Origin of the sequence: Dactylococcopsis salina PCC 8305, from assembly GCF_000317615.1 — a bacterium.
Lineage (GTDB): Bacteria > Cyanobacteriota > Cyanobacteriia > Cyanobacteriales > Rubidibacteraceae > Halothece > Halothece salina.
Genome location: NC_019780.1, coordinates 1,441,378 through 1,460,410 on the forward strand (window position 1 = coordinate 1,441,378; position 19,033 = coordinate 1,460,410).

19 protein-coding genes and 2 pseudogenes are annotated in these 19,033 nt (G+C 41.9%); 9 read left to right on the forward strand and 12 right to left on the reverse strand.

The features are described 5' to 3' along the window. Position 1 precedes the first annotated feature (1 nt). On the forward strand, positions 2 to 145 hold the full coding sequence (locus DACSA_RS19685; RefSeq protein ID WP_083874385.1) for an AraC family transcriptional regulator: 144 nt from the start codon (positions 2 to 4) through the stop codon (positions 143 to 145). 415 nt (positions 146 to 560) lie between these two features. Further along, positions 561 to 2,168, forward strand: a complete 1,608-nt coding sequence (locus tag DACSA_RS07245) for an Hsp70 family protein (protein ID WP_015229124.1) — start codon at positions 561 to 563, stop codon at positions 2,166 to 2,168. A gap of 67 nt (positions 2,169 to 2,235) precedes the next feature. Here DACSA_RS07245 and DACSA_RS07250 read toward each other — a convergent pair whose 3' ends face one another. Genes DACSA_RS07250 through DACSA_RS07255 form a run of 3 tightly spaced genes read right to left on the reverse strand, consistent with a single transcriptional unit; the run spans position 2,236 to position 3,775 of the window. Next, on the reverse strand, positions 2,236 to 2,544 hold the full coding sequence (locus DACSA_RS07250; protein ID WP_041235378.1) for a DUF3226 domain-containing protein: 309 nt from the start codon (positions 2,542 to 2,544) through the stop codon (positions 2,236 to 2,238). Between the two features lie 14 nt (positions 2,545 to 2,558). Beyond that, a complete protein-coding gene (locus DACSA_RS22485) occupies positions 2,559 to 2,690 on the reverse strand; it encodes a hypothetical protein (RefSeq protein WP_015229125.1) in 132 nt (43 codons plus the stop codon). Then, entirely contained in the window at positions 2,690 to 3,775 is a 1,086-nt protein-coding gene (locus DACSA_RS07255; RefSeq protein ID WP_015229126.1) for an AAA family ATPase, read from the reverse strand. The genes DACSA_RS22485 and DACSA_RS07255 overlap by 1 nt, the downstream gene beginning before the upstream one ends. 87 nt (positions 3,776 to 3,862) lie before the next feature. On the opposite strand from DACSA_RS07255, the gene DACSA_RS07260 reads away from it, so the two are divergent. From DACSA_RS07260 to DACSA_RS07270, 3 genes are all read left to right on the forward strand, one after another. Further along, the gene (locus DACSA_RS07260) at positions 3,863 to 4,228 is read left to right on the forward strand and encodes an SH3 domain-containing protein (protein ID WP_156800689.1); all 366 of its coding nucleotides are present in this window, start codon (positions 3,863 to 3,865) and stop codon (positions 4,226 to 4,228) included. 148 nt (positions 4,229 to 4,376) lie between these two features. Continuing rightward, positions 4,377 to 5,564: a pyridoxal phosphate-dependent aminotransferase gene (locus DACSA_RS07265; protein ID WP_015229128.1), complete on the forward strand. Its 1,188-nt coding sequence runs from the start codon at positions 4,377 to 4,379 to the stop codon at positions 5,562 to 5,564. 147 nt (positions 5,565 to 5,711) lie between these two features. Next, positions 5,712 to 6,953, forward strand: a complete 1,242-nt coding sequence (locus tag DACSA_RS07270; RefSeq protein WP_015229129.1) for a glycosyltransferase family 4 protein — start codon at positions 5,712 to 5,714, stop codon at positions 6,951 to 6,953. On the opposite strand, the gene alr is transcribed toward DACSA_RS07270, so the two are convergent. The 6 genes and pseudogenes from alr to DACSA_RS20415 form a co-directional block, all read right to left on the reverse strand. Further along, the gene (gene alr / locus DACSA_RS07275) at positions 6,943 to 8,154 is read right to left on the reverse strand and encodes an alanine racemase (protein ID WP_015229130.1); all 1,212 of its coding nucleotides are present in this window, start codon (positions 8,152 to 8,154) and stop codon (positions 6,943 to 6,945) included. The genes DACSA_RS07270 and alr overlap by 11 nt on opposite strands. Before the next feature lie 66 nt (positions 8,155 to 8,220). Then, positions 8,221 to 8,478 carry a MoaD/ThiS family protein gene (locus DACSA_RS07280; RefSeq protein WP_015229131.1) on the reverse strand — a complete coding sequence of 86 codons (258 nt, stop codon included), beginning with the start codon at positions 8,476 to 8,478 and terminating at the stop codon, positions 8,221 to 8,223. 109 nt (positions 8,479 to 8,587) lie between these two features. Beyond that, positions 8,588 to 10,660, reverse strand: a complete 2,073-nt coding sequence (gene thyX / locus DACSA_RS07285; protein WP_015229132.1) for an FAD-dependent thymidylate synthase — start codon at positions 10,658 to 10,660, stop codon at positions 8,588 to 8,590. Between the two features lie 12 nt (positions 10,661 to 10,672). After that, positions 10,673 to 10,855: pseudogene (locus tag DACSA_RS18975) on the reverse strand (dCTP deaminase domain-containing protein); the annotation flags it as partial. A gap of 1,044 nt (positions 10,856 to 11,899) precedes the next feature. After that, a pseudogene (locus DACSA_RS07290) lies at positions 11,900 to 12,301 on the reverse strand (dCTP deaminase); the annotation flags it as partial. A gap of 140 nt (positions 12,302 to 12,441) precedes the next feature. Further along, complete coding sequence (locus DACSA_RS20415) at positions 12,442 to 12,579, reverse strand: hypothetical protein (protein WP_015229134.1); 138 nt, start codon at positions 12,577 to 12,579, stop codon at positions 12,442 to 12,444. A gap of 289 nt (positions 12,580 to 12,868) precedes the next feature. On the opposite strand from DACSA_RS20415, the gene DACSA_RS07295 reads away from it, so the two are divergent. Next, complete coding sequence (locus DACSA_RS07295; RefSeq protein WP_015229135.1) at positions 12,869 to 13,306, forward strand: DUF4079 domain-containing protein; 438 nt, start codon at positions 12,869 to 12,871, stop codon at positions 13,304 to 13,306. Positions 13,307 to 13,333: 27 nt separating this feature from the next. Beyond that, positions 13,334 to 15,307, forward strand: a complete 1,974-nt coding sequence (gene thiO / locus DACSA_RS23030) for a glycine oxidase ThiO (protein ID WP_015229136.1) — start codon at positions 13,334 to 13,336, stop codon at positions 15,305 to 15,307. On the opposite strand, the gene DACSA_RS21395 is transcribed toward thiO, so the two are convergent. Next, complete coding sequence (locus DACSA_RS21395; protein ID WP_232225232.1) at positions 15,252 to 15,737, reverse strand: hypothetical protein; 486 nt, start codon at positions 15,735 to 15,737, stop codon at positions 15,252 to 15,254. The genes thiO and DACSA_RS21395 overlap by 56 nt on opposite strands. Positions 15,738 to 15,746: 9 nt before the next feature. Between DACSA_RS21395 and DACSA_RS07305 the strand changes: the two genes are divergently transcribed. Next, positions 15,747 to 16,022 (forward strand): GlsB/YeaQ/YmgE family stress response membrane protein, encoded by a 276-nt coding sequence (locus DACSA_RS07305; RefSeq protein ID WP_015229137.1) that lies wholly within the window; start codon positions 15,747 to 15,749, stop codon positions 16,020 to 16,022. Between the two features lie 100 nt (positions 16,023 to 16,122). On the opposite strand, the gene DACSA_RS07310 is transcribed toward DACSA_RS07305, so the two are convergent. Beyond that, positions 16,123 to 17,358: a lipid-A-disaccharide synthase-related protein gene (locus DACSA_RS07310; protein WP_015229138.1), complete on the reverse strand. Its 1,236-nt coding sequence runs from the start codon at positions 17,356 to 17,358 to the stop codon at positions 16,123 to 16,125. Between the two features lie 39 nt (positions 17,359 to 17,397). After that, positions 17,398 to 18,789 carry a TldD/PmbA family protein gene (locus DACSA_RS07315; RefSeq protein WP_015229139.1) on the reverse strand — a complete coding sequence of 464 codons (1,392 nt, stop codon included), beginning with the start codon at positions 18,787 to 18,789 and terminating at the stop codon, positions 17,398 to 17,400. A 6-nt stretch (positions 18,790 to 18,795) separates the two neighbouring features. Between DACSA_RS07315 and DACSA_RS07320 the strand changes: the two genes are divergently transcribed. After that, positions 18,796 to 19,011 (forward strand): hypothetical protein, encoded by a 216-nt coding sequence (locus DACSA_RS07320; RefSeq protein ID WP_041235379.1) that lies wholly within the window; start codon positions 18,796 to 18,798, stop codon positions 19,009 to 19,011. The last annotated feature ends 22 nt before the right edge of the window (positions 19,012 to 19,033 follow it).

The following is a 19,033-nucleotide window of genomic DNA, read 5'->3' on the forward strand; positions in this document are numbered from 1 at the left end:
ATTGGTTGGTTTAGTAAGGCAAAAGGCAAGAGGCAAGAGGCAAGAGGCAAAAGGCAAAAGGCAAGAGGCAAAAGGCAAAAGGCAAGAGGCAAAAGGCAAAAGGCAAGAGGCAAAAGGCAAGAGGCTTGCATGCAAGTTGCCTTAGGCAAGGTGCGTGACGATTGAACAATCAATGAACTTGCATTTTTACCTGAACTGAATCGCCTCAAATCCTTATTTGGTAAACTTTCAGCTTCTCAACAGCAAACACTAGGTTAGAAAAAGGAGAAGTTACAAAATTCGATTGGCTTCGATTTTCTACACCCAACCGACGGTTATGTTGTGTTGGGTTTCGCTTTTCTACACCCAACCTACATTTTTGTCCTTTGTTTTCCAATGACTAATGACTAATGACTAATTTGTGTTGGGTTACGCTTCTCTTCACCCAACCTACAGTTATGCTACGGTTATGCTGTGTTGGGTTTCGCTTCTCTTCACTAGGGCCTACGGTTATACTCTTCACCCAACCGATGCTTGGCGTGTGTTAATCTGAGAGTTTAGTAACATTGATGTTGTTTGCTATGACAGAAAGCGCCAACTACGCGATCGATTTTGGGACAAGTAACACGGTTATTACTCGTTGGAATACAACCACAGCAACGGCAGACGTGGTTTCTCTCTCCAGTGTTTCCCAACAGTTACCGAATAACCCACCGTTAGTTCCCAGTTTGCTATATGTAGAAGATGCGAACCAAGAACAAGTTGTAATTGGTCAAGCGGTGCGCGATCGCGCTTTGGATGTGAAATCAGACCCGCGTTTCTTTCGGGGTTTTAAACGAGGAATTGCCGCATCAGTACAAGGATTCCTCCCAGAATTAGACGGAAAAACGGTTACGTTTGAACAAGCTGGAGAATGGTTTTTAGAAAGTCTAACCCAACAACTTCAGCAGCAAGAAAAAACCGAAATTGAGTCATTAGTTTTAACGGTTCCAGTTGATAGTTTTGAAGCCTATCGTCACTGGTTAACCACAGTTTGCGGTCATCTCAAAGCAAAACAAGTGCGTTTGATTGATGAACCAACTGCCGCCGCTTTAGGCTATGGTACAACAAAGCAAGATATTTTGCTAGTGATTGATTTTGGTGGGGGAACGGTTGATTTTTCTCTGGTACAACTGAATTTAGGAGAAACGGAAAAACAACCCCTTGGTTTTATTTTGAAATGGGGAGACAAACTGTTAGGAGAAAAGTCTTCTCAGAAGGTGAAAACAGCGCGAGTTTATGGGAAAGCAGGGGCAAATTTAGGGGGAAGTGATCTTGATAATTGGCTGGTTGATTATTTTGTGAGAACACAAGGAGTAGAAAAGTCAGGGTTAACGACTCGTTTGGCAGAACGATTAAAGGTACAATTGTCTTCTCAAGAAACAGCAGAAGAGGTTTATTTTGATGAGACAACTTTGGACACTTTAGAGTTAAAATTAGAGCGCGATCGCTTTGAGGAAATTTTACGAGAACATCAGTTTTTTGCTCAACTTGATGATCTGATGACCAATGTGTTACAACAGGGACGACGGAATGGGATTGAAACTGAAGATATCCAGTCGGTTTTATTAGTCGGTGGAACGGTTCAAATTCCCGCCGTTAAACAGTGGCTAGAACAGTATTTTGAAGGAACAAAAATTCAATGCGATCGACCCTTTAGCGCGATCGCATCGGGTGCGTTACAATTACAATCAGGATTTAAACTGCAAGATTTTCTGTATCATAGCTACGGGATTCGTTATTGGAATTATCGAGAAAATAAACACAGTTGGCATCCGATTATTAAAGCTGGACAACCCTATCCGATGACAACTCCTGTGGAATTAACCCTCGGCGCTTCTGTGGAAAATCAGCCCAGTATTGAATTAATTATTGGGGAATTAGGGTCAGAAAATAGCGGCAAAACTGAAGTTTATTTTGATGGGAATCGGTTGGTAACACGGACGTTAGATGATGGGGAAAGTAAGGTGATTCCTCTCAATGAAGACGCGAAAACGATCGCACAATTAAATCCTGTGGGGAGTCCAGGACGCGATCGAGTTAAACTACAATTTTGGGTGGATCAGCATCGATCGTTACGGATTACAGTCGAGGATTTATTGACCCAAAAAACCTTATTAAAAGAACAAGTGGTGACAGAATTAAGTTAATGATAACGACAATAATAAATAATTCTTGTACGGGTTAATAACCTCTGAACCTAGTTCTAATTTTATTCTATATTGCTACCAGTTTATTGATAAACTCTTTAATCTCATCAAAGCAATCATCTTTTAAATTCCAGTATCCATTTTTAGCCGCAACTCCTAATGAATTCACAAGTGGATTCTTAGTCGCAAGAAAAGCTAAAACTTTAGCTTTTGAGATTTTTATATTTTTTTCTTCATCAGGAAGATTATCTAAACAGCATTGAATATATTCTTCTATACAGTGATCAATAGAATTTTTCTTAATTGATTTAAGGCATAAATCTTCTAGCATTCCTTCATCGCTATTATTGGGCATAATAAAGATACCAACTCGCATTCCTTTTTCCTTAATTACTTCATTAATTGTTTTAGGAAAAAATTCTCAATTGTTTGCTCATTTAGTAACGCTTCAAAAAAAGAAACTTCATCCTTACCCTCAACTAATAAGAGTTGATTTGATTTAATTCTAAGTTTTTCATTCATTATCTAACCTCAATTTCTTCCTGAATTCCTACCATCAAAGTATCTCCTTCATATTGAAACGCCTTATGTTCACCCTTAGCGTTTCTTTCAATTCTAAATAAACTTACAAAGTCTTCTCTTAACTCTGGTTTCATCGTCTGATAAACGTTAACCAATGATTCTATACATTCATAGGAGTGAGTGACAAGAAATAATTGAACATTGCTTTGAAAAGCCATTTTTAACATTGCTTTCCACAAGACAGCAAGGGTTTTATAATGAAAGCCATTTTCAATTTCATCAATAATCAAAATGCCATTTTTATTTTCAGAGATTGAAGCCAGTATCGCCAATATTCTAATAAATCCATCACCCATGACATTAATAGGAACTAAATTATCTAAACCAAGATCAGCATAAACAATTCCTCGATTTCCCATTCTAATATCAAGTAATCTTGGTTCGATTTCTTGCAAAGCGGTAATGATTGATTTTAACTTCTTTCTAATGATTGCTTTTTCAAGTTGTTGACCTAAACTAGACATGATAGTATTGGGACTGAGGAAAGTTGCAGTCAGATTTTCTCGATAATTATGAGGGATTGAGATTTCACCTTGACCTTGCTTCAATCGAATTAAACTCTGATAGCTATTTTGGTTATCAATACTATAATTAAACTGTATTCCTTCTATTTCAGAATTGTATTCATTACTGGGGGAAGTGTAGCTAAATAAATCATTTTCATTTAAGTTTGATTTTTCAGAAAACTGCTGTTGGTTAGTTTGCGTTGTCTGATGAATTGGCTCGATTTGAAGCTGTCTATTTTGAGAAGTTAATTTTCCCCGAATTTGGGGAGTGTGAGAAAAATTTAAGTCTTTAAATAAATAGCTAAAATCATCAGCTTCAGTTAAATTAAAATTGCGAAAATTATGAATTCTTAAAGATAATTGTGGATTGGACATTCCAGATAACAGAAAAATGGCTTCTAAAATAGATGTTTTTCCACAGTTGTTTCTTCCTGTAATTAAATTGACTTGCTTAATTTCGCGAATCTCTAATGATTCTATATCTCGAAAATGATAAATATCTAACTCGGTAAAATACATAATGTTAAAAGTCCATTCAGTGTTCAAATTGATCAGTATGTTGATGACAAGAGGAAATAATCAAGCTAAGATAATTTTAGTTTCAGCTTGAGTCGTCAAATGAAAAACATCATTTCAGTCCTGTTATTAGCGAGTTTGGGAATCTTTCAGGGAGAAACAATTGTTTCTGCACAATCTGATTTTAGAGAACAACAATCTCTGTGTACAGCCAGCTTGGTTGCTAATAATCTTAACGCTCGCATTACCCTTCGCTCTGGACCAGGTACAAACTTTAAAAGTTTAGGTTATGGTCTAGTGGGAGATTATATTTATATCTTGGCAACAAATCCACCAGAAGCTGATTATGCCAGAGATCGTCAAGGATACTTTTGGTATCGAGTCGGTTTTCCGAGAAGTGGCGCTCAAGGATGGATTCGAGAAGATTTTTTAAAGAAGTTTTGTCAGTATGATTAATGTTGTTTGGTGGTAATCACAGAAGTGATGAAAAGAGATTATCGCCTAATGTCAGCTAACTGTAACAAAAAATACAAATCCCCTGCCATGAACGCCCATAGTTTGAGAGACTAGAAAAGCAGTAATAAAAAATAGACGGGAGGATTGTGTGCGCCGATCGCGTAATATCCCTTTAGCCAATCGTGTCCAGGAAGTTACCCCTTCCTTAAGCCTAGAGATTTCAGCGAAAGCCAAAGCCATGAAAGCGGATGGCTTAGATGTATGTAGTTTAAGCGCGGGAGAACCCGATTTTAATACCCCCGATCATGTCATCGCAGCGGCAAAATGCGCTTTAGACGAGGGAAAAACTCGTTATGGATCAGCCGCCGGAGAGGGAAAACTCCGCAGCGCGATCGCGCAAAAACTCCAGACAGAGAACAATTTACCCTATTCCCCAAACCAAGTGATTGTCACCAATGGGGGAAAGTATTCCCTTTTTAATTTAATGCAAGCTCTCATCAATCCAGAAGACGAGGTGATTATTCCCTCTCCTTACTGGTTAAGCTATCCCGAAATGGTGAAACTTGCTGCAGGAACACCTGTCATTGTTCCCACGACGGCTCAACAACAGTATAAAATTACCGCGCAACAACTACAAGACAGTATTACCCCTCGCAGTAAACTGTTTATTCTGAATTCTCCCAGTAATCCCACTGGCGCGGTTTATTCACGGGAAGAGTTAACTGCTTTAGCAGATGTAATTGTCAAAAATGATCTCTGGGTGGTTTCCGATGAAATCTATGAGAAAATTCTCTATGACCAAGCCGAACATATTAGTATTGGCAGTTTAAACCCAGAAATTTTTGCCCGTACTCTGGTGAGTAGTGGCTTTGCTAAAACTTACGCGATGACGGGTTGGCGAGTGGGTTATTTAGCGGGGAATCAAGAGATTATTAACGCGATGATTAGCATCCAAAGTCATAGTACCTCTAATGTCTGTACGTTTGCCCAATACGGCGCGATCGAGGCGTTAGAAAATCCCCTTTCCCAAGATGCGATCAAAGAAATGTTAACGGCTTTCACGGAACGGCGAAAAATGGTTTTAGAGATTCTCTCCACTATTCCCGAAGTGAGTTGTTCTGAACCTTATGGGGCATTTTATCTATTTTTGGACATTAGTAAAACGGGAAAAACTTCCTTTAACTTTGCCAATGAGTTTTTAGAAGAAATGCAAGTGGCGACTGTTCCTGGCATCGCGTTTGGTAATGATTCCTGTATTCGTCTATCTTACGCCACTGACATGACTACCCTAGAAAAGGCTTTAGAACGTCTCACAAAATTTGTCCAAACTGCTTAAAAGATTGCCACAAAAATCTTCCTGAAAGCTGATTAACGCCTGAGACACAATTGCTAAATTAAATCGCGATATTATTAAGTCGAGTTTGATCACGTCTGAGAAGACAGAAAAGACTTTTGGGAAAAAGCAAGTAGGAGGGTAAAGAAGATGAACACAGAGAATAACCGCAAACAAATTGCTTTAATTTCTGTTCATGGTGATCCCGCGGTGGATATTGGTGGCGAAGAAGCGGGAGGACAAAATGTTTATGTGCGTCAAGTGGGAGAAGCGCTGGCTCAGTTAGGATGGGAAGTAGATATGTTTACTCGTCTTGCTGATGCGGATCAATCTCCTTTGGTACAGCATCAAGCCCATTGTCGCACGATTCGCCTTAGCGCTGGTCCGAAAACTTTTATTCCCCGACAAGAGATTTTTGAACATTGCGATCGATTTCTGGAAGAGTTCATCAAGTTTAGTCGCCAAGAGGGGAGAAACTATGCTTTGATTCATACCAATTACTGGCTTTCGGCGTGGGTAGGGTTAGAATTGCGTCGAAGATTATCTTTGCCGATGATACACACTTATCATTCTTTAGGTGCGGTTAAATATCAATCGGTACAAGAACCCCCAGAAACCGCAACTCGACGCTTAGAAATCGAAAAGGCGGCTTTAGAAACCGCAGAATGTATTGTCGCCACCAGTCCCCAAGAAAAAGACTATCTGCGATCGCTGGTTTCCAGTCGTGGTAATATCGAGATTATTCCCTGCGGTACGGATATTAATCACTTTGGTTCGATTACCTACGAACAAGCGCGAGAAAAACTGGGCTTTTCTCCAGAGGAAAAGGTGATTTACTATGTGGGACGTTTCGATCCCCGTAAGGGAATTGAAACCTTAGTGAGGGCGATACATCAATCTCAGATTCGATCGCAATCTCCGATTCGTCTAATTATCGCTGGTGCTTATCGTCCAGGTCAAAGTGACGGGAAAGAGAAGGAACGCATTAGTCAGATTGTCAAGGAATTGGGATTAGAAGAGATGACAGAATTTCCAGGACGGATTTCTGATGAGAATCTTCCGATTTATTTCGCCGCCGCTGATGTTTGTGTTGTTCCTAGTCATTATGAACCGTTCGGTTTAGTTCCAATTGAAGCGATGGCGAGTGGTACACCAGTGGTGGGAAGTGCTGTCGGTGGTTTGAATTTTACGGTGGTTTCTGAAGAAACGGGGTTATTAGTTCCTCCCAAAGATGAGGAAGCCTTTGCAAACGCCATCGATCGAGTTTTAAGTGATCCACAATGGCGCAATCAACTCGGAAAAAATGCAAGGAAACGCATGGAGGAGGAATTTAGCTGGGAAGGAGTGGCTTCCCAACTGAATGATTTATACTCTCGTTTTGTCACCCTTTAGCGAGACGAGGGAGACGATGCTTAAATCCACATAAAATTTCCCAGGAGATTGTTCCCAATTGTTGCGCCCAATCATCGGCGGTAAGGCTTTGTTCTCCTTCTTTTCCGATGAGGGTGACGATTTCTCCCACTTGGATGTTGTCACAGGAGGTTACGTCTAACATCAGTTGATCCATGGTAATCGCCCCGATTTGTTGCAGTTTTTGTCCTTTCCATAACACTTGTAACCGATTGGAAAGATTTCGGGGAACGCCATCAGCATAACCGATGCCAACAACTGCAATGCGGCAAGGTCGATCGGTGATATATTTATGTCCGTAGCTAACGCCAGCACCCGCAGGAAGGTCTTTAATTTGGGTGATGCGAGCTTTTACTTGTAAGACGGGTTCTAGGGGCGCGATGTCGCGAAGCGACCGCCCTTCGGGCATCGAGGTAAATTTGGGGGAGGGAGATAATCCATAAAGCGCTAACCCCACTCGTACTAAGTCGTAGTGTAAACTTCGATCGCGCAATGTTCCTGCGGAGTTGGCAAGATGGAGACAGGGGGGCGTATAGTTGAGGCTGGTTTTTAATCGCTCGATCGCGCGATCGAATCGGGATTTTTGCAACCACATAAAACTTTCTTCGTTCTCATCTGCGGTGGCTAAATGAGAATAGATACTTTTGATTTCCAACTCCTGAAACTGCTGAATCAGGGAAACAAAAGCAACGGCTTCCTCCCAAAGCACGCCCAACCGTGACATTCCAGTATCTAACTTGAGATGAACGGGCAAAGTTTTTCCCGTTTTTCGTAAAGTTTCCGCGAACACCTGCGCTTGTTGGGGGGAACATAACGTCGCTTCTAAATCCCACCGCGAGAAGGCTTCGATTTCTTCAATTGTATTAATCGCCCCTAACACGAGAATCGGCGCATCAATATCAGCTAAACGTAAATCAATCCCTTCTTGTAAGGTGGCTACGGCTAACGCCTCCCCTCCCGCGTCTAAAACGGTTTTGGCAACTGTTACCGCACCGTGACCATAAGCATCCGCTTTTACCACTGCCATTAGGCTGGTTTTGGGGGATAATAATTGTTTGATGGTTTTGACATTCTGGTAGAGGGCAGCTTGATTAATTTCTACCCAAGCTCGATCGGTGTTTAAAAAAGCTGACGAAGAGGCGATCTCAACTTTTGCCGTTAGACGATTCCCACTTAATACCACAATTCACTCCTCACTCACATTGAAACAGAATTTTATCACCTCATTTTAATCAAGGAGTGACTGATTTTAACCCCCACTCACTGGCGGAATTAAAACCACCTCATCCCCATCCTTTAAAGTCGTTTCTGGGGGAACAAAACTTAAATTCACCCCAAAACGAGTAATTTCTCGCCACTGTTCCAGTTGAGGATGTTCACTAATAATTTGGTCTAACACGGCTTTAACTGGCGTTTGGGGAGGAAATTGTTGCTGGATTTCTTCCACCCCATAAGCCTCTTGATAAGCGGCAAACAGTTTAACCGTAACTGTAATTTGATTTGACATAATATAGCAATCCTAGATGAGTTACGAGAAAATTTTGCCCCCTAACCCCCAATTCTGGGGGAACTTAGTTAATCGGTTTCTCACAAATGAAACCAGATTGCTATATGTGCTACGGAGACAGTTTTGCTTTTTTGGCGCGAGTTTCCAAATACCATTCTGCTAGTTGTGGTGTCCATGCTTGGAAATGTCCAAATAACAGTTCGCTGAATTTTTGCGCTTCTAGTTGAGCATCTTTTTTCCAGCGTAAATCAAGAAGGTGCATCAGCGATCGCGCATTACAACTCATCACAAAATGCTGACGGGTATCAAACGGAATAATCCCTCTGGCGTGTTCTTCTGCGAGTCCTTCATCAATCCGTTTTTGATAACGTTTTGATGCCTCAATACACCATTCTAAATCTGCCTGACGTTGTTCTTCTGAGTAAAAATAACGTTTGCCTTGTCGGTTTGTGTATTCACCTACGGGGCGTAAATAGAAGACTTCTTCTGCATCTCTTTTCCCTTCTGCGACATCAAGAATTCTCTTTCCTGTATAACGGAAAGAATTGTGAACAACGATGCCATTAGCAACAAAATTATGCCAAGGTTCGGCAACTTCTAAATCATAAGTTGTTTGTAAACCTAAATATTCTACCTTAGCAACTTTAACAGGATGGGCTTTTAGTTTTCGTCCTGGACTCTTAGGTTTAGAGTTCCAGTTCGATGGCTCTAAAATGGGTTGAAATTCATTAGCAAGATCAGCTTCTAGGTGATGATGATGAATGTACTCATGACAGTCTTTACATAGTGAAACTAAATTGTCAAAATCATAAGCCAATGATTCATCTGCAAAGACAGGAACAAGGTGATGAGCGTGAAGCACTCCTCCTCGACTACCACATCGTTGACAAATGTAATCAAATTTTTCATGAACTTGAGGGGCGACTTGTCTTGTCCAAGCACCGATTAATTCACGTTCATCAGAAGTACCTCCCTTCCAGAAATTTGATTCTGAACCCCGTTTCGTAAAGCGACGAGAGTTTTGTCTTCTAATTTGACGACTTTCTTCTGATAAATTCAGGCAGTATCCTGTCTTACCTTTATTCCAAGGAATTCTACATCCTGTGAGTCGCTTATTTAAGGATAATCCATAATAATAAACCCATTTTTTAATGGCTTCTATAGAGCATCCTGCTAAGTCTGCCATTTCATTAACATGGAGTCCTTGATCAAGTTTTTCTTGCAACCAAAATTGATCACGATAGATAGCACTTTCAGAATAATTCCAAGGTTTTTCACCTTGTTTAAATTTAGTATCTTTGCTATTTAATTTAAGACCGTGTCTTTTTGACCACTCTCTAATCGTTGTTAAAGAACACTGAGAGATTTCAGCCATCTCTTGTGGAGATTTTCCCTGTTCAATCTGTTCTTTTAGCCAAATTTTATCTCGATAAAGACCATTACCAGCCACAGTATTTCCGTTACATAAAAGCCAACAATCTTTTCGGGTATCAACTACTTGTCTGCTTGAATCTAAAACTAAATCGACTGCTTCCCCCATTCGTTGCCAACCTTCACTTGTTAAAAGTTTATGGTTAGTGGTGCAATCTAATGTTTTTCCATCTTCTAGCGTTAGGCGATAAACAGGTTGAATTCCGCTACAAACTACATCTTGAAGATGACTCATTTCAAATTGTCCAGTCTCTTCATTTAATACACGCAAGGACATTTTTTCAAGGCGTTTCTTACAGTCACGACGGTAAGTTCCTGGTGATTCATTATTTCTGCCACGAATCTTACGTTCTCGAACTGCTTTCTCTCCGTTTGTCCATAAATCATATAATTCAGAGATTTTGACTTTTTTGAGACTACCAGAGGCTTTAACGAAAGTGACTTCAGTATCCCCTGCAAGACACTGTACATCAAATGAAATTCCCACTCTGTGAGTCCGAATTTGCTGCATCATTGAATGAGGAAAAAAGCCCACATTAAACGTGATTTGTGGATGTTCTAAGGGCCCGTAATGCCCCCTTTCTCCTGCTAATAAAAACTTGATGACATTTTCCCCTGCTTGGGTTTCATCGGGAGCGCGATCGCGCTTATCCCAAACAAAATCCTCTGCATAATCTTGGTGCATTGCTAACCAAATCACTTGCTGGGGATTGGGTGTTGCTTTGATGACTTCGATTCTAAATTTATCCATAATTTCATTCCTTTAAATCTTAGCTAAAGTGACGCGATCGGGCTGTTCTTGATATTTGCCTTTTCTTTGTTCATAACTAACTGAACAAGGATCGCCTTCTAAAAACATTAATTGTACAATGCCTTCATTAGCATATAACTTACAATCAGCACTAGAAGAATTAGAAAATTCCAGAGTCAAATAACCTCGCCAGGAGTTCCCCGTCCAACTTGCGCGTCCATTTCTTCTGCTTAAAAAGATATGATTGGGAACGGTAACATCATAAACCATTCCAGCGTAAGGAACTTTTTTCATATTCTTAGGTAAGAGTTTATTTGGAGTAACACGAGATTTGCAAACACGAGCTTTATATTGAGTTGATATAGTTTCCGTCAGCGCACTCCATTCGGTTTTTTCCCATTGAGTACAATGATATCCAGCTTTAAGACAAATTTCCTGAAAGTCAGAAACTAATCTATAGGATGATGAACCGTAGGTTTGGCTGTCTAAATTACCATCAGAATGAAGCATTCCTTCAATCAGATATTCTAAAAGTGACGGCGGAAGTTGTTTCAGTTTCGTCGGAATATATTTATTTTTTGCTCCAGCTAAGGGTGATAAATATTGACAGAGTTCTTTATTATTAAAAGCAAAACCATAAGCACTTTCATAATAGTTAATTCCCATCCGTTCTAACAAGCTACGAAAGTAATCTCGTTTGACTTTTTTACTAACCACCGCCAATTTTATCACATAGTTATTCCCCTTTTGAATGTAGGCGCTACCGTCTCCCATCCAACAACCGATAAAGGTTAAATAATCTTCTACGCGAAAACAATATTTTCCACAGTGAACAAAATTTCCTAAAGTATTGATTCCTTCCCAATTTACTTTTCGGTTTAAATAATAATTCCACTGACCAAAAATATCTTTTGCCTCTTGAAATTGAAACTCAAAATAATCTTTTCTTTCCCGTTTGATTCCTCGCTCTTTTGTACTTCTTCCTTGACCATTAGCCTCAACCCGACGGGTTCTTTTTGCCGTCCACATTCGATGTTGTGGTGTTACTAATTGATCAATACTTCGACTAGCAAAATGTAGCAAATCTCCATTATAATAATAGCTTTGCTTTTCTTGTACTGGTTTATATTCTGCTTGGTTTGTTTCAGGATTGAGAGTTAATATCTCTTCCCCGATTAAAACATCTTTTAATAATTTCCATCCTGTTTTAGCAAGGACTTCTGTATCGTCAGACATACAAGCCTCAGCAGGAGTAATATTGGCGATAACTCCTATCCTTGCATAAGTTGATTTTCCAATACAAATCACGGTGATATTATCAGGAATTTCTAATCGTTCTAAAGCAACTCCTAACCCATAAGAATGGGCTGGTAAAATGAAATAACTTCCCGTTTCATCGGTACAAAGTTCTGTTCCTTCTAAATTATTAGGATTAAAGTTTTTCGGGTCAACAATGGTTCCTGGAATGTGACGAAATATCCGAAACTCGTTGGGCGATAATCGAATATCATAGCCAAAACTACTCAAGCCATAGGAAATAACAGGAAGGTCATTCTCTAGTTTGCGAACTTGTTGCGGTTCAAAGGGAGAAATCATCCCTTGATTGGCTTTTTCTTTAATCCATTCATCGTTTTTTAACATGATTTTTGAGGTTAATTATTAATTATTGGTCACTGATTAATTTGGGGTGTCGTGACCGCTACCCATTACAGTAATCAGTGACCAGTGACCAGTAATCAGTGAATTAATAATCGATCAATCTTTCACTTTTACTTACTAAATTAAGTTTGAGAACGACTGGTAACTGGTAACTGATTGACGTTGGGTTTTGTGACCTCCACCCAACCTACATCTACTGATTGATGTTGGGTTTTGTGACCTCCACCCAACCTACATTTTTGTCCTTTGTCCTTTGTCATTTGTCCTTCGTGATTTCTAAGAGATAACTAATGACCAATGACCAGTGACCAATGACAAATTTTGTTGGGTTTTGTGACCTCCACCCAACCGACATCTACTGATTGATGTTGGGTTTCGTGACCTCCACCCAACCGACATCTACTGATTGATGTTGGGTTTCGTGACCTCCACCCAACCTACATCTACATCTGATTTTACGGGAAATCGATTATAGCGCATCGATCGAGCTTGATCAAATCCGAACCAATTGATCGATAATAGAAACAGTAGAACATCAAGGAAAGACTCTTGGATTTACCGTCGTTTCTCTGGCTTTGGAAAATCGCAGCTTGGTCAATGGGGTTGTCAGTGACTGCTTATGGGATACTAGCAACCACAGGAATCGGAATGTCTTATCTCCGTGCGAAAAAATCTCCGCGTCCGCAATGGTTACGTCCCCTCCACTATACAATCGGAATCATCTTGGTGAGTCTTGTGATTTTGTTACTCTCCATTGGTCTTGTGGGGACAATTGGAGAATATGGTAGCTTAGGACATTCTCCCCATCTAATCGCAGGTTTAACAGTGGTGGGATTAGTTTTAATTTCGGCGGTAAGTGCGACAAGAATTAGTGCGAAACGTCCCTGGTGGAGACAGGTTCACGTGATTACAAATGCTATTTTATTCTTGGCTTTGGCTTTTGTGTCTTGGACGGGATGGGATGTGGTGCAAAAGTATTTAAATTAGAAGTTAGGGATTGATGAGAAGGCAAAAATGAGCAGTACAATTATTATCGGTGGTGGCCTTATTGGAAGGGCGATCGCGCTATCTCTACAACAAAAAGGCGAACAAGTGACAGTGATTAGTCGTAACCCAGTCGAAGCTGCTGGTTTCGCCGCCGGGGGGATGATCGCACCGCAAGCAGAAGCGATCGCGCCTAGTCCATTATTAGATTTAGCGCTTCGATCGCGCAACCTATACCCTGATTGGATTCAGCAGTTAGAAACACAAACGGGACTCGATACAGGTTACAATCCTTGTGGGATTCTTGCCCCAGTTTACGAAAAAACAGAACCCGTTTCTCCTCATGTTCAACCTGCGACTTGGTTGGAAAAATCTGATCTGGAATTCTATCAAGGAGGACTCGGTTTCGATGTCGTGGGGGCATGGTGGTATCCTGAAGATGGTCAGGTGGATAACCGCGCTTTAATGAAAACTCTCTTCGTCGCCGCCAAAGACGCTGGAGTTGAGTTTCGAGAAGGGGTGACAGTCAAAAGCATTCAACGACAAAACGATCGAGTAACAAAAATTAGAACCAGCGAAGGCGAATTAAAAGCAGACCATTATGTCCTCGCTACTGGTTCTTGGGTGAAAGAATTATTTCCCCTGGCGGTACGTCCCCTGAAAGGACAAATGATGTCTCTAGAAATGCCACAATCCCCTTACCCGATTCAACAAGTGTTATTTGGTCCGAATACCTATTTAGTCCCGCGTCAGGATGGTAGATTAATTGTTGGTGCAACAGTTGAGGATGTGGGATGGAAAGCAAATAATACTCCCACTGGGATTAAAACCCTGATCGATCGCGCAATGAGACTTTATCCTGATGTGGCTAACTGGTCAATTCAGGACACTTGGTGGGGATATCGTCCGACGACACCAGATGAATTACCGATTTTAGGACGATCGGACTGTGATAATCTATTTCTCGCCACTGGACATCATCGTCATGGCATTTTACTAGCACCGATTACCGCAGAACTCATCGCCACTTTCATCACCGAGGGAAAAGCTGATCCCTTACTGGATCATTTCCATCCCCAACGTTTCCATAGCAAAAATACTCGTCAGTGGTTTTCAACAACAATGAACGGCAAAAACGGACATTCTCAAATTAGTCAAATTTCCGAACCCACTTCACTCACCCCATCCCAACCAGAGGATGAACCATTGGTCATCGCAGGACGAACATTTCAATCCCGTTTACTTACGGGAACGGGTAAATATCCCAGTCCAGAAATTATGCGTCAGACAGTGGCGGCGAGTGGCAGTGAAATTGTTACCGTAGCGGTGCGTCGCGTCCAAAATAACGCCCCTGGACATGAAGGGTTGGGGTCAGCGTTAGATTGGGGTAAAATTTGGATGTTGCCCAATACAGCAGGGTGTCAAACGGCAGAAGATGCGATACGGGTGGCGAAGTTAGGACGGGAAATGGCGAAATTGTTGGGACAGGAGGAGAATAATTTTGTCAAGTTAGAAGTGATTCCCCAACCGAAACATTTACTTCCTGATCCCATTGGCACGTTAGAAGCCGCAGAAGCATTGGTGAAAGAAGGGTTTGCGGTGTTGCCTTATATTAATGCTGATCCGGTGTTGGCGAAACGTTTGGAAGAAGTGGGTTGTGCAACGGTAATGCCATTGGGATCGCCCATTGGTTCTGGACAGGGGATTAAAACTGAGGCAAATTTACGGATTATTATTGAGGAAGCAACGGTTCCAGTGGTAATTGATGCGGGAATTGGTAGCCCCAGTGAGGCGGCGTATGGTATGGAGTTAGGGGCGGATGCGTTGTTGATTAATAGCGCGATCGCGTTGGCAAAAAATCCAGTGGTGATGGGAAAAGCGATGGGAATGGCAACGATCGCGGGACGATTGGCTTATCTTGCGGGACGGATTCCAATTAAACAATATGCTAGTGCGAGTTCTCCCACCACTGGATTAGTCGGATCGGTGACCAGTGACCAGTGACCAGTGACCAGTGACCAGTCATTAAGAAACGAGTAGAGAGAAAAGAGAAAAATAGGCATTTAAACTCACTTCTAAATTCTCTCTTCTCACTTCTTGATTCCCAGTGACCAGTGACCAGTGACCAGTGACCAGTCATTAAGAAACGAGTAGAGAGAAAAGAGAAAAATAGGCATTTAAACTCACTTCTAAATTCTCTCTTCTCACTTCTTGATTCCCAGTGACCAGTGACCAGTGACCAGTGACCAGTGACCAATAACCAGTGACCAGTCATTAAGAAACGAGTAGAGAGAAAAGAGAAAAATAGGCATTTAAACTCACTTCTAAATTCTCTCTTCTCACTTCTTGATTCCCAGTGACCAATAACCAGTGACCAGTGACCAGTGACCAGTGACCAATAACCAGTGACCAATAACCAATAACCAATAACCAATAACGAACTATGGGAATTATTACTTGGGCAATTTTAGGACTCATTGCTGGTGCGATCGCGAAAGCAATTTATCCAGGGGAACAAAATACAGGCATTTTAGGAACAATGGCGTTAGGGATTCTCGGTTCTCTCGCTGGTGGTTGGATCGGGGAACAACTGCAAGAATTTTTAACCATCCCCAGTCCAGAAGTGGGGAGTTTCAGTTTATCAGGAATTATCACTGCGGTTTTGGGCGCGATCGCGATCATTTTTATCTGGGGATTATTGACCAAACCCAGCCGTTAATCTCTTGTAATGTTAGTGTCTCCTGAAAAAGTTCATGGATTGGTAAAGACCGTTATTTGTTATTTGTTATTCGTTATTTGGTAAGACTTGAGTGTGTTATTCAAAAAGTTAATAAATGTTCTGCAATGCGAGAGGATGCGTTATTGACTCCCATTCTACGTTTGCCATTGTCTGCGATTAATTGTAAGCGATCGGGGTCGCTAAATAACTCGCGAATTATTTCTACCACTTGCGAAGGCTTTTTCACCAGAATCACAGACGCACCGAGTAAGCGAGTTTGGGCTTCCGCAAACCTATAAGTATATTGCGGACCTTTTCCTGGGAAGGTAATCACGGGCTTTCCTAACCCCACAAATTGTTCTGTAGCTGTTCCCGCCATGGCGATCGCCAAATCGGAAGCAAGTAAACAACTATGATAGGCGCTTTGCGTCAGTAGTAATCGAGTCATTCCTTGATAGAACTCTAAACCCTTTTCATCCCTGACGGGTGTCGAAGGGGAAGTGGTGGTGTTGAGTTGCCATCCTCTGGCTTCTAATGGTTCACAAAAAGGATTTAAATCAAGACTAGGCGCGATCGGGGCAAAAAAACATAACTTCCGTTTGGTTTCACGGATGATGATGTTCTCCACCGCTTCCAAAATCAATTCCCAATTCCTTTCCGCTTCGGGAGAACGTGAACCTGGCAGTAATAACACTCGCAGCGATCGTTGTGTTTCCAATTCTTCCACGATCAGCGCTTCTGGAATCAAACCATCCATCATCGGATTCCCAAAATTATAGGCTTGAATGTGAAATTTCTGTAATATGTTGGTGGTCAATTCATCTCTGGGGAACACCCCTTGACAACGGCGATGTTTCAATAAACAACGTTCCCAAGGTAAATAAACCGATCCCAATTTCCTTTCCCAAACCGAGGTTTTGGGTAGCCAACCCACCTCATTCCGTAAATAATACTCTGATTTCGCAGTTCCCACAAAAGTGTAATTGGTCTGACTTAACCAGGCAAACAAAAGTGGCACAATATCACCAACAGCGAGAATCATTCCCCTTTCCTTTCCCCAGCGCCGTACTGCTTTCAGTTGTGCTAAAGTCAAAGCAATTAGTCCACCGCGCACATCTCGCCACAATTCTCGCGCATCCATGTAAATGAAGCCCCCAGATGGCATTTTCTTCGCTGGTGCAATGATGGGAATGCTCGATCGATGATACGCTGTTCCATCACCGACAATGGGAAGGGCTACCACCTCCAATTGTTGAGTTTTTTGACGCAATGCTTCAATGACACGCACAGCGATCACATCTTCACCATGACCATTGCTGAGACAGAGTAATTTCAATTTCCTTTGGTTTAAAGTAATACTTCCCTTTTAAATTTATCACCCTTCTACGGATTCGCCACCAATCACCACATCTTTAATGCGAAGACTGGGACCGCCACAACCGACAGGTAAGCCGCTTTGTCCGCCTTTGCCACAGCCACCAGACTCATCCCAGTAAAAATCATCTCCAATGGCTTCGATATTGGCGAGAGTCTTAAATACATTCCCAGAAAGAGTCACGTCTCGTACTGGTTCAGCGAGTTCACCATTGCGAATCATCCAGGCTTCTCCCGCAGAAAAGGTGAACATTTCCCCATTGGTCATCCCTCCTAACCAGTTTTTCGCATACACTCCCACAGGGATATTCTGAAACAAATCTTGGACAGGGGTTTCTCCTCGTTCAATCCAAGTGTTGGTCATGCGAACCAGTGGCGGATATTGATAGTCTAGACAACGAGCGTTTGCGGTGGGACGTTCTCCTAATTTTCCTGCCGTTTCACGGGAATGAAGTCGTCCCACTAAAAAACCATTTTCAATCAATTGAGTGGTGGTGGCTGGTGTTCCTTCATCATCCACTTGATAGCTTCCCCGATGTCCAGGTGGCGCGGCGCCATCGAAAATTTGTAGGTGATCAGGACCGAATTTTCGTCCCATTGTCATCACTTCCATTAAGTCTGGGTTTTCATAAATCATATCGGCTTCGGAAAGATGACCGAAGGCTTCATGGACAAATAAACCACTGAGAATCGGATCAATGACGACAGGATAAGTATCTCCTGTAATTGTCGGGAAACTGAGGGCGTTAATGGCTCTTGCGGCGGCGCTGAGGACTTGATTTTCGAGGTGGAGAAGGTCGTTCCAACCTTGACGGGAACCGGTGGTTTCCCTTCCCGTTTGAATGATTTCTCCGTCACGGGCGATCGCGCTGAATCTTGCTTCTAGATCAGTCCATGCTTGTTCGATAAGCGTGCCTTCTGACGTGGCGATCGTCACCCGTTGTGTCAGGTCGCCATAACTGACCGCCGTTGTGGTGATCCGAGGGTCATATTCTCGTAAAATGTTGTTGTAGTGGTCACACAGTGCCTTTTTATTGGCTAAGGGAATCGATCGCGGATCACCTGCGGGTAAAGGAAGCCTATAAACCCCTTCTAAGGGCAATACAGGGGCTAAACAAGTTTTTCCGATCCCCACCCGTCTCGCGGCGGCGATCGCGTCTTCTAGGCGTTCAGTGAGGGTGCTGAGACGATTAAAACTGGCAAACCCCCATCCCCCTCGATAACAGACTCGCACTTGTCCACCGATGGCAATTTCTTCGCTGAGGGTTTCGATGTTTTCCCCCCTTAATAGGATAGAGGTGCTTTCTGATTCTTCGACTCGAATCAGAATAAAATCCGCTCGATCGCGGTATTTTTGAATTAAGTCAGAGAGGAGAGAACGATAGTCTGTCATTGGTTATTGGTTATTGGTTATTGGTTATTTGTTATTTGTTATTTGTTATTTGTTATTGGTTATTGGTTATTTGTTATTGGTTATTGGTTATTTGTTATCGGGAATCACCGAAAAGAATTAGACAAGAGAAGTGAGGATGTGACAGGCGTAACAGGCGTGACAAGGTGTTTTTTCCTCCCCATCTCCCGACTCCCCTATGCGTGGGTTTCTGTCATGGTATAGCAATCCTAAATGAATCGTAAAT

What these genes read in the sequence shown, in the direction of transcription:
- DACSA_RS07280 (WP_015229131.1), bottom strand. Translation starts at nt 8,478, where the DNA reads ATGTCAAATCAAATTACAGTTACGGTTAAACTGTTTGCCGCTTATCAA.
- DACSA_RS07315 (WP_015229139.1), bottom strand. Translation starts at nt 18,789, where the DNA reads ATGACAGACTATCGTTCTCTCCTCTCTGACTTAATTCAAAAATACCGC.
- DACSA_RS22485 (WP_015229125.1), bottom strand. Translation starts at nt 2,690, where the DNA reads ATGAATGAAAAACTTAGAATTAAATCAAATCAACTCTTATTAGTTGAG.
- DACSA_RS07255 (WP_015229126.1), bottom strand. Translation starts at nt 3,775, where the DNA reads ATGTATTTTACCGAGTTAGATATTTATCATTTTCGAGATATAGAATCA.
- DACSA_RS07245 (WP_015229124.1), top strand. Translation starts at nt 561, where the DNA reads ATGACAGAAAGCGCCAACTACGCGATCGATTTTGGGACAAGTAACACG.
- DACSA_RS07250 (WP_041235378.1), bottom strand. Translation starts at nt 2,544, where the DNA reads ATGCGAGTTGGTATCTTTATTATGCCCAATAATAGCGATGAAGGAATG.
- DACSA_RS20415 (WP_015229134.1), bottom strand. Translation starts at nt 12,579, where the DNA reads ATGACAAAGGACAAAGGACAAAAATGTAGGTTGGGTGGAGGTCACAAA.
- DACSA_RS07270 (WP_015229129.1), top strand. Translation starts at nt 5,712, where the DNA reads ATGAACACAGAGAATAACCGCAAACAAATTGCTTTAATTTCTGTTCAT.
- thiO (WP_015229136.1), top strand. Translation starts at nt 13,334, where the DNA reads ATGAGCAGTACAATTATTATCGGTGGTGGCCTTATTGGAAGGGCGATC.
- DACSA_RS07305 (WP_015229137.1), top strand. Translation starts at nt 15,747, where the DNA reads ATGGGAATTATTACTTGGGCAATTTTAGGACTCATTGCTGGTGCGATC.
- thyX (WP_015229132.1), bottom strand. Translation starts at nt 10,660, where the DNA reads ATGGATAAATTTAGAATCGAAGTCATCAAAGCAACACCCAATCCCCAG.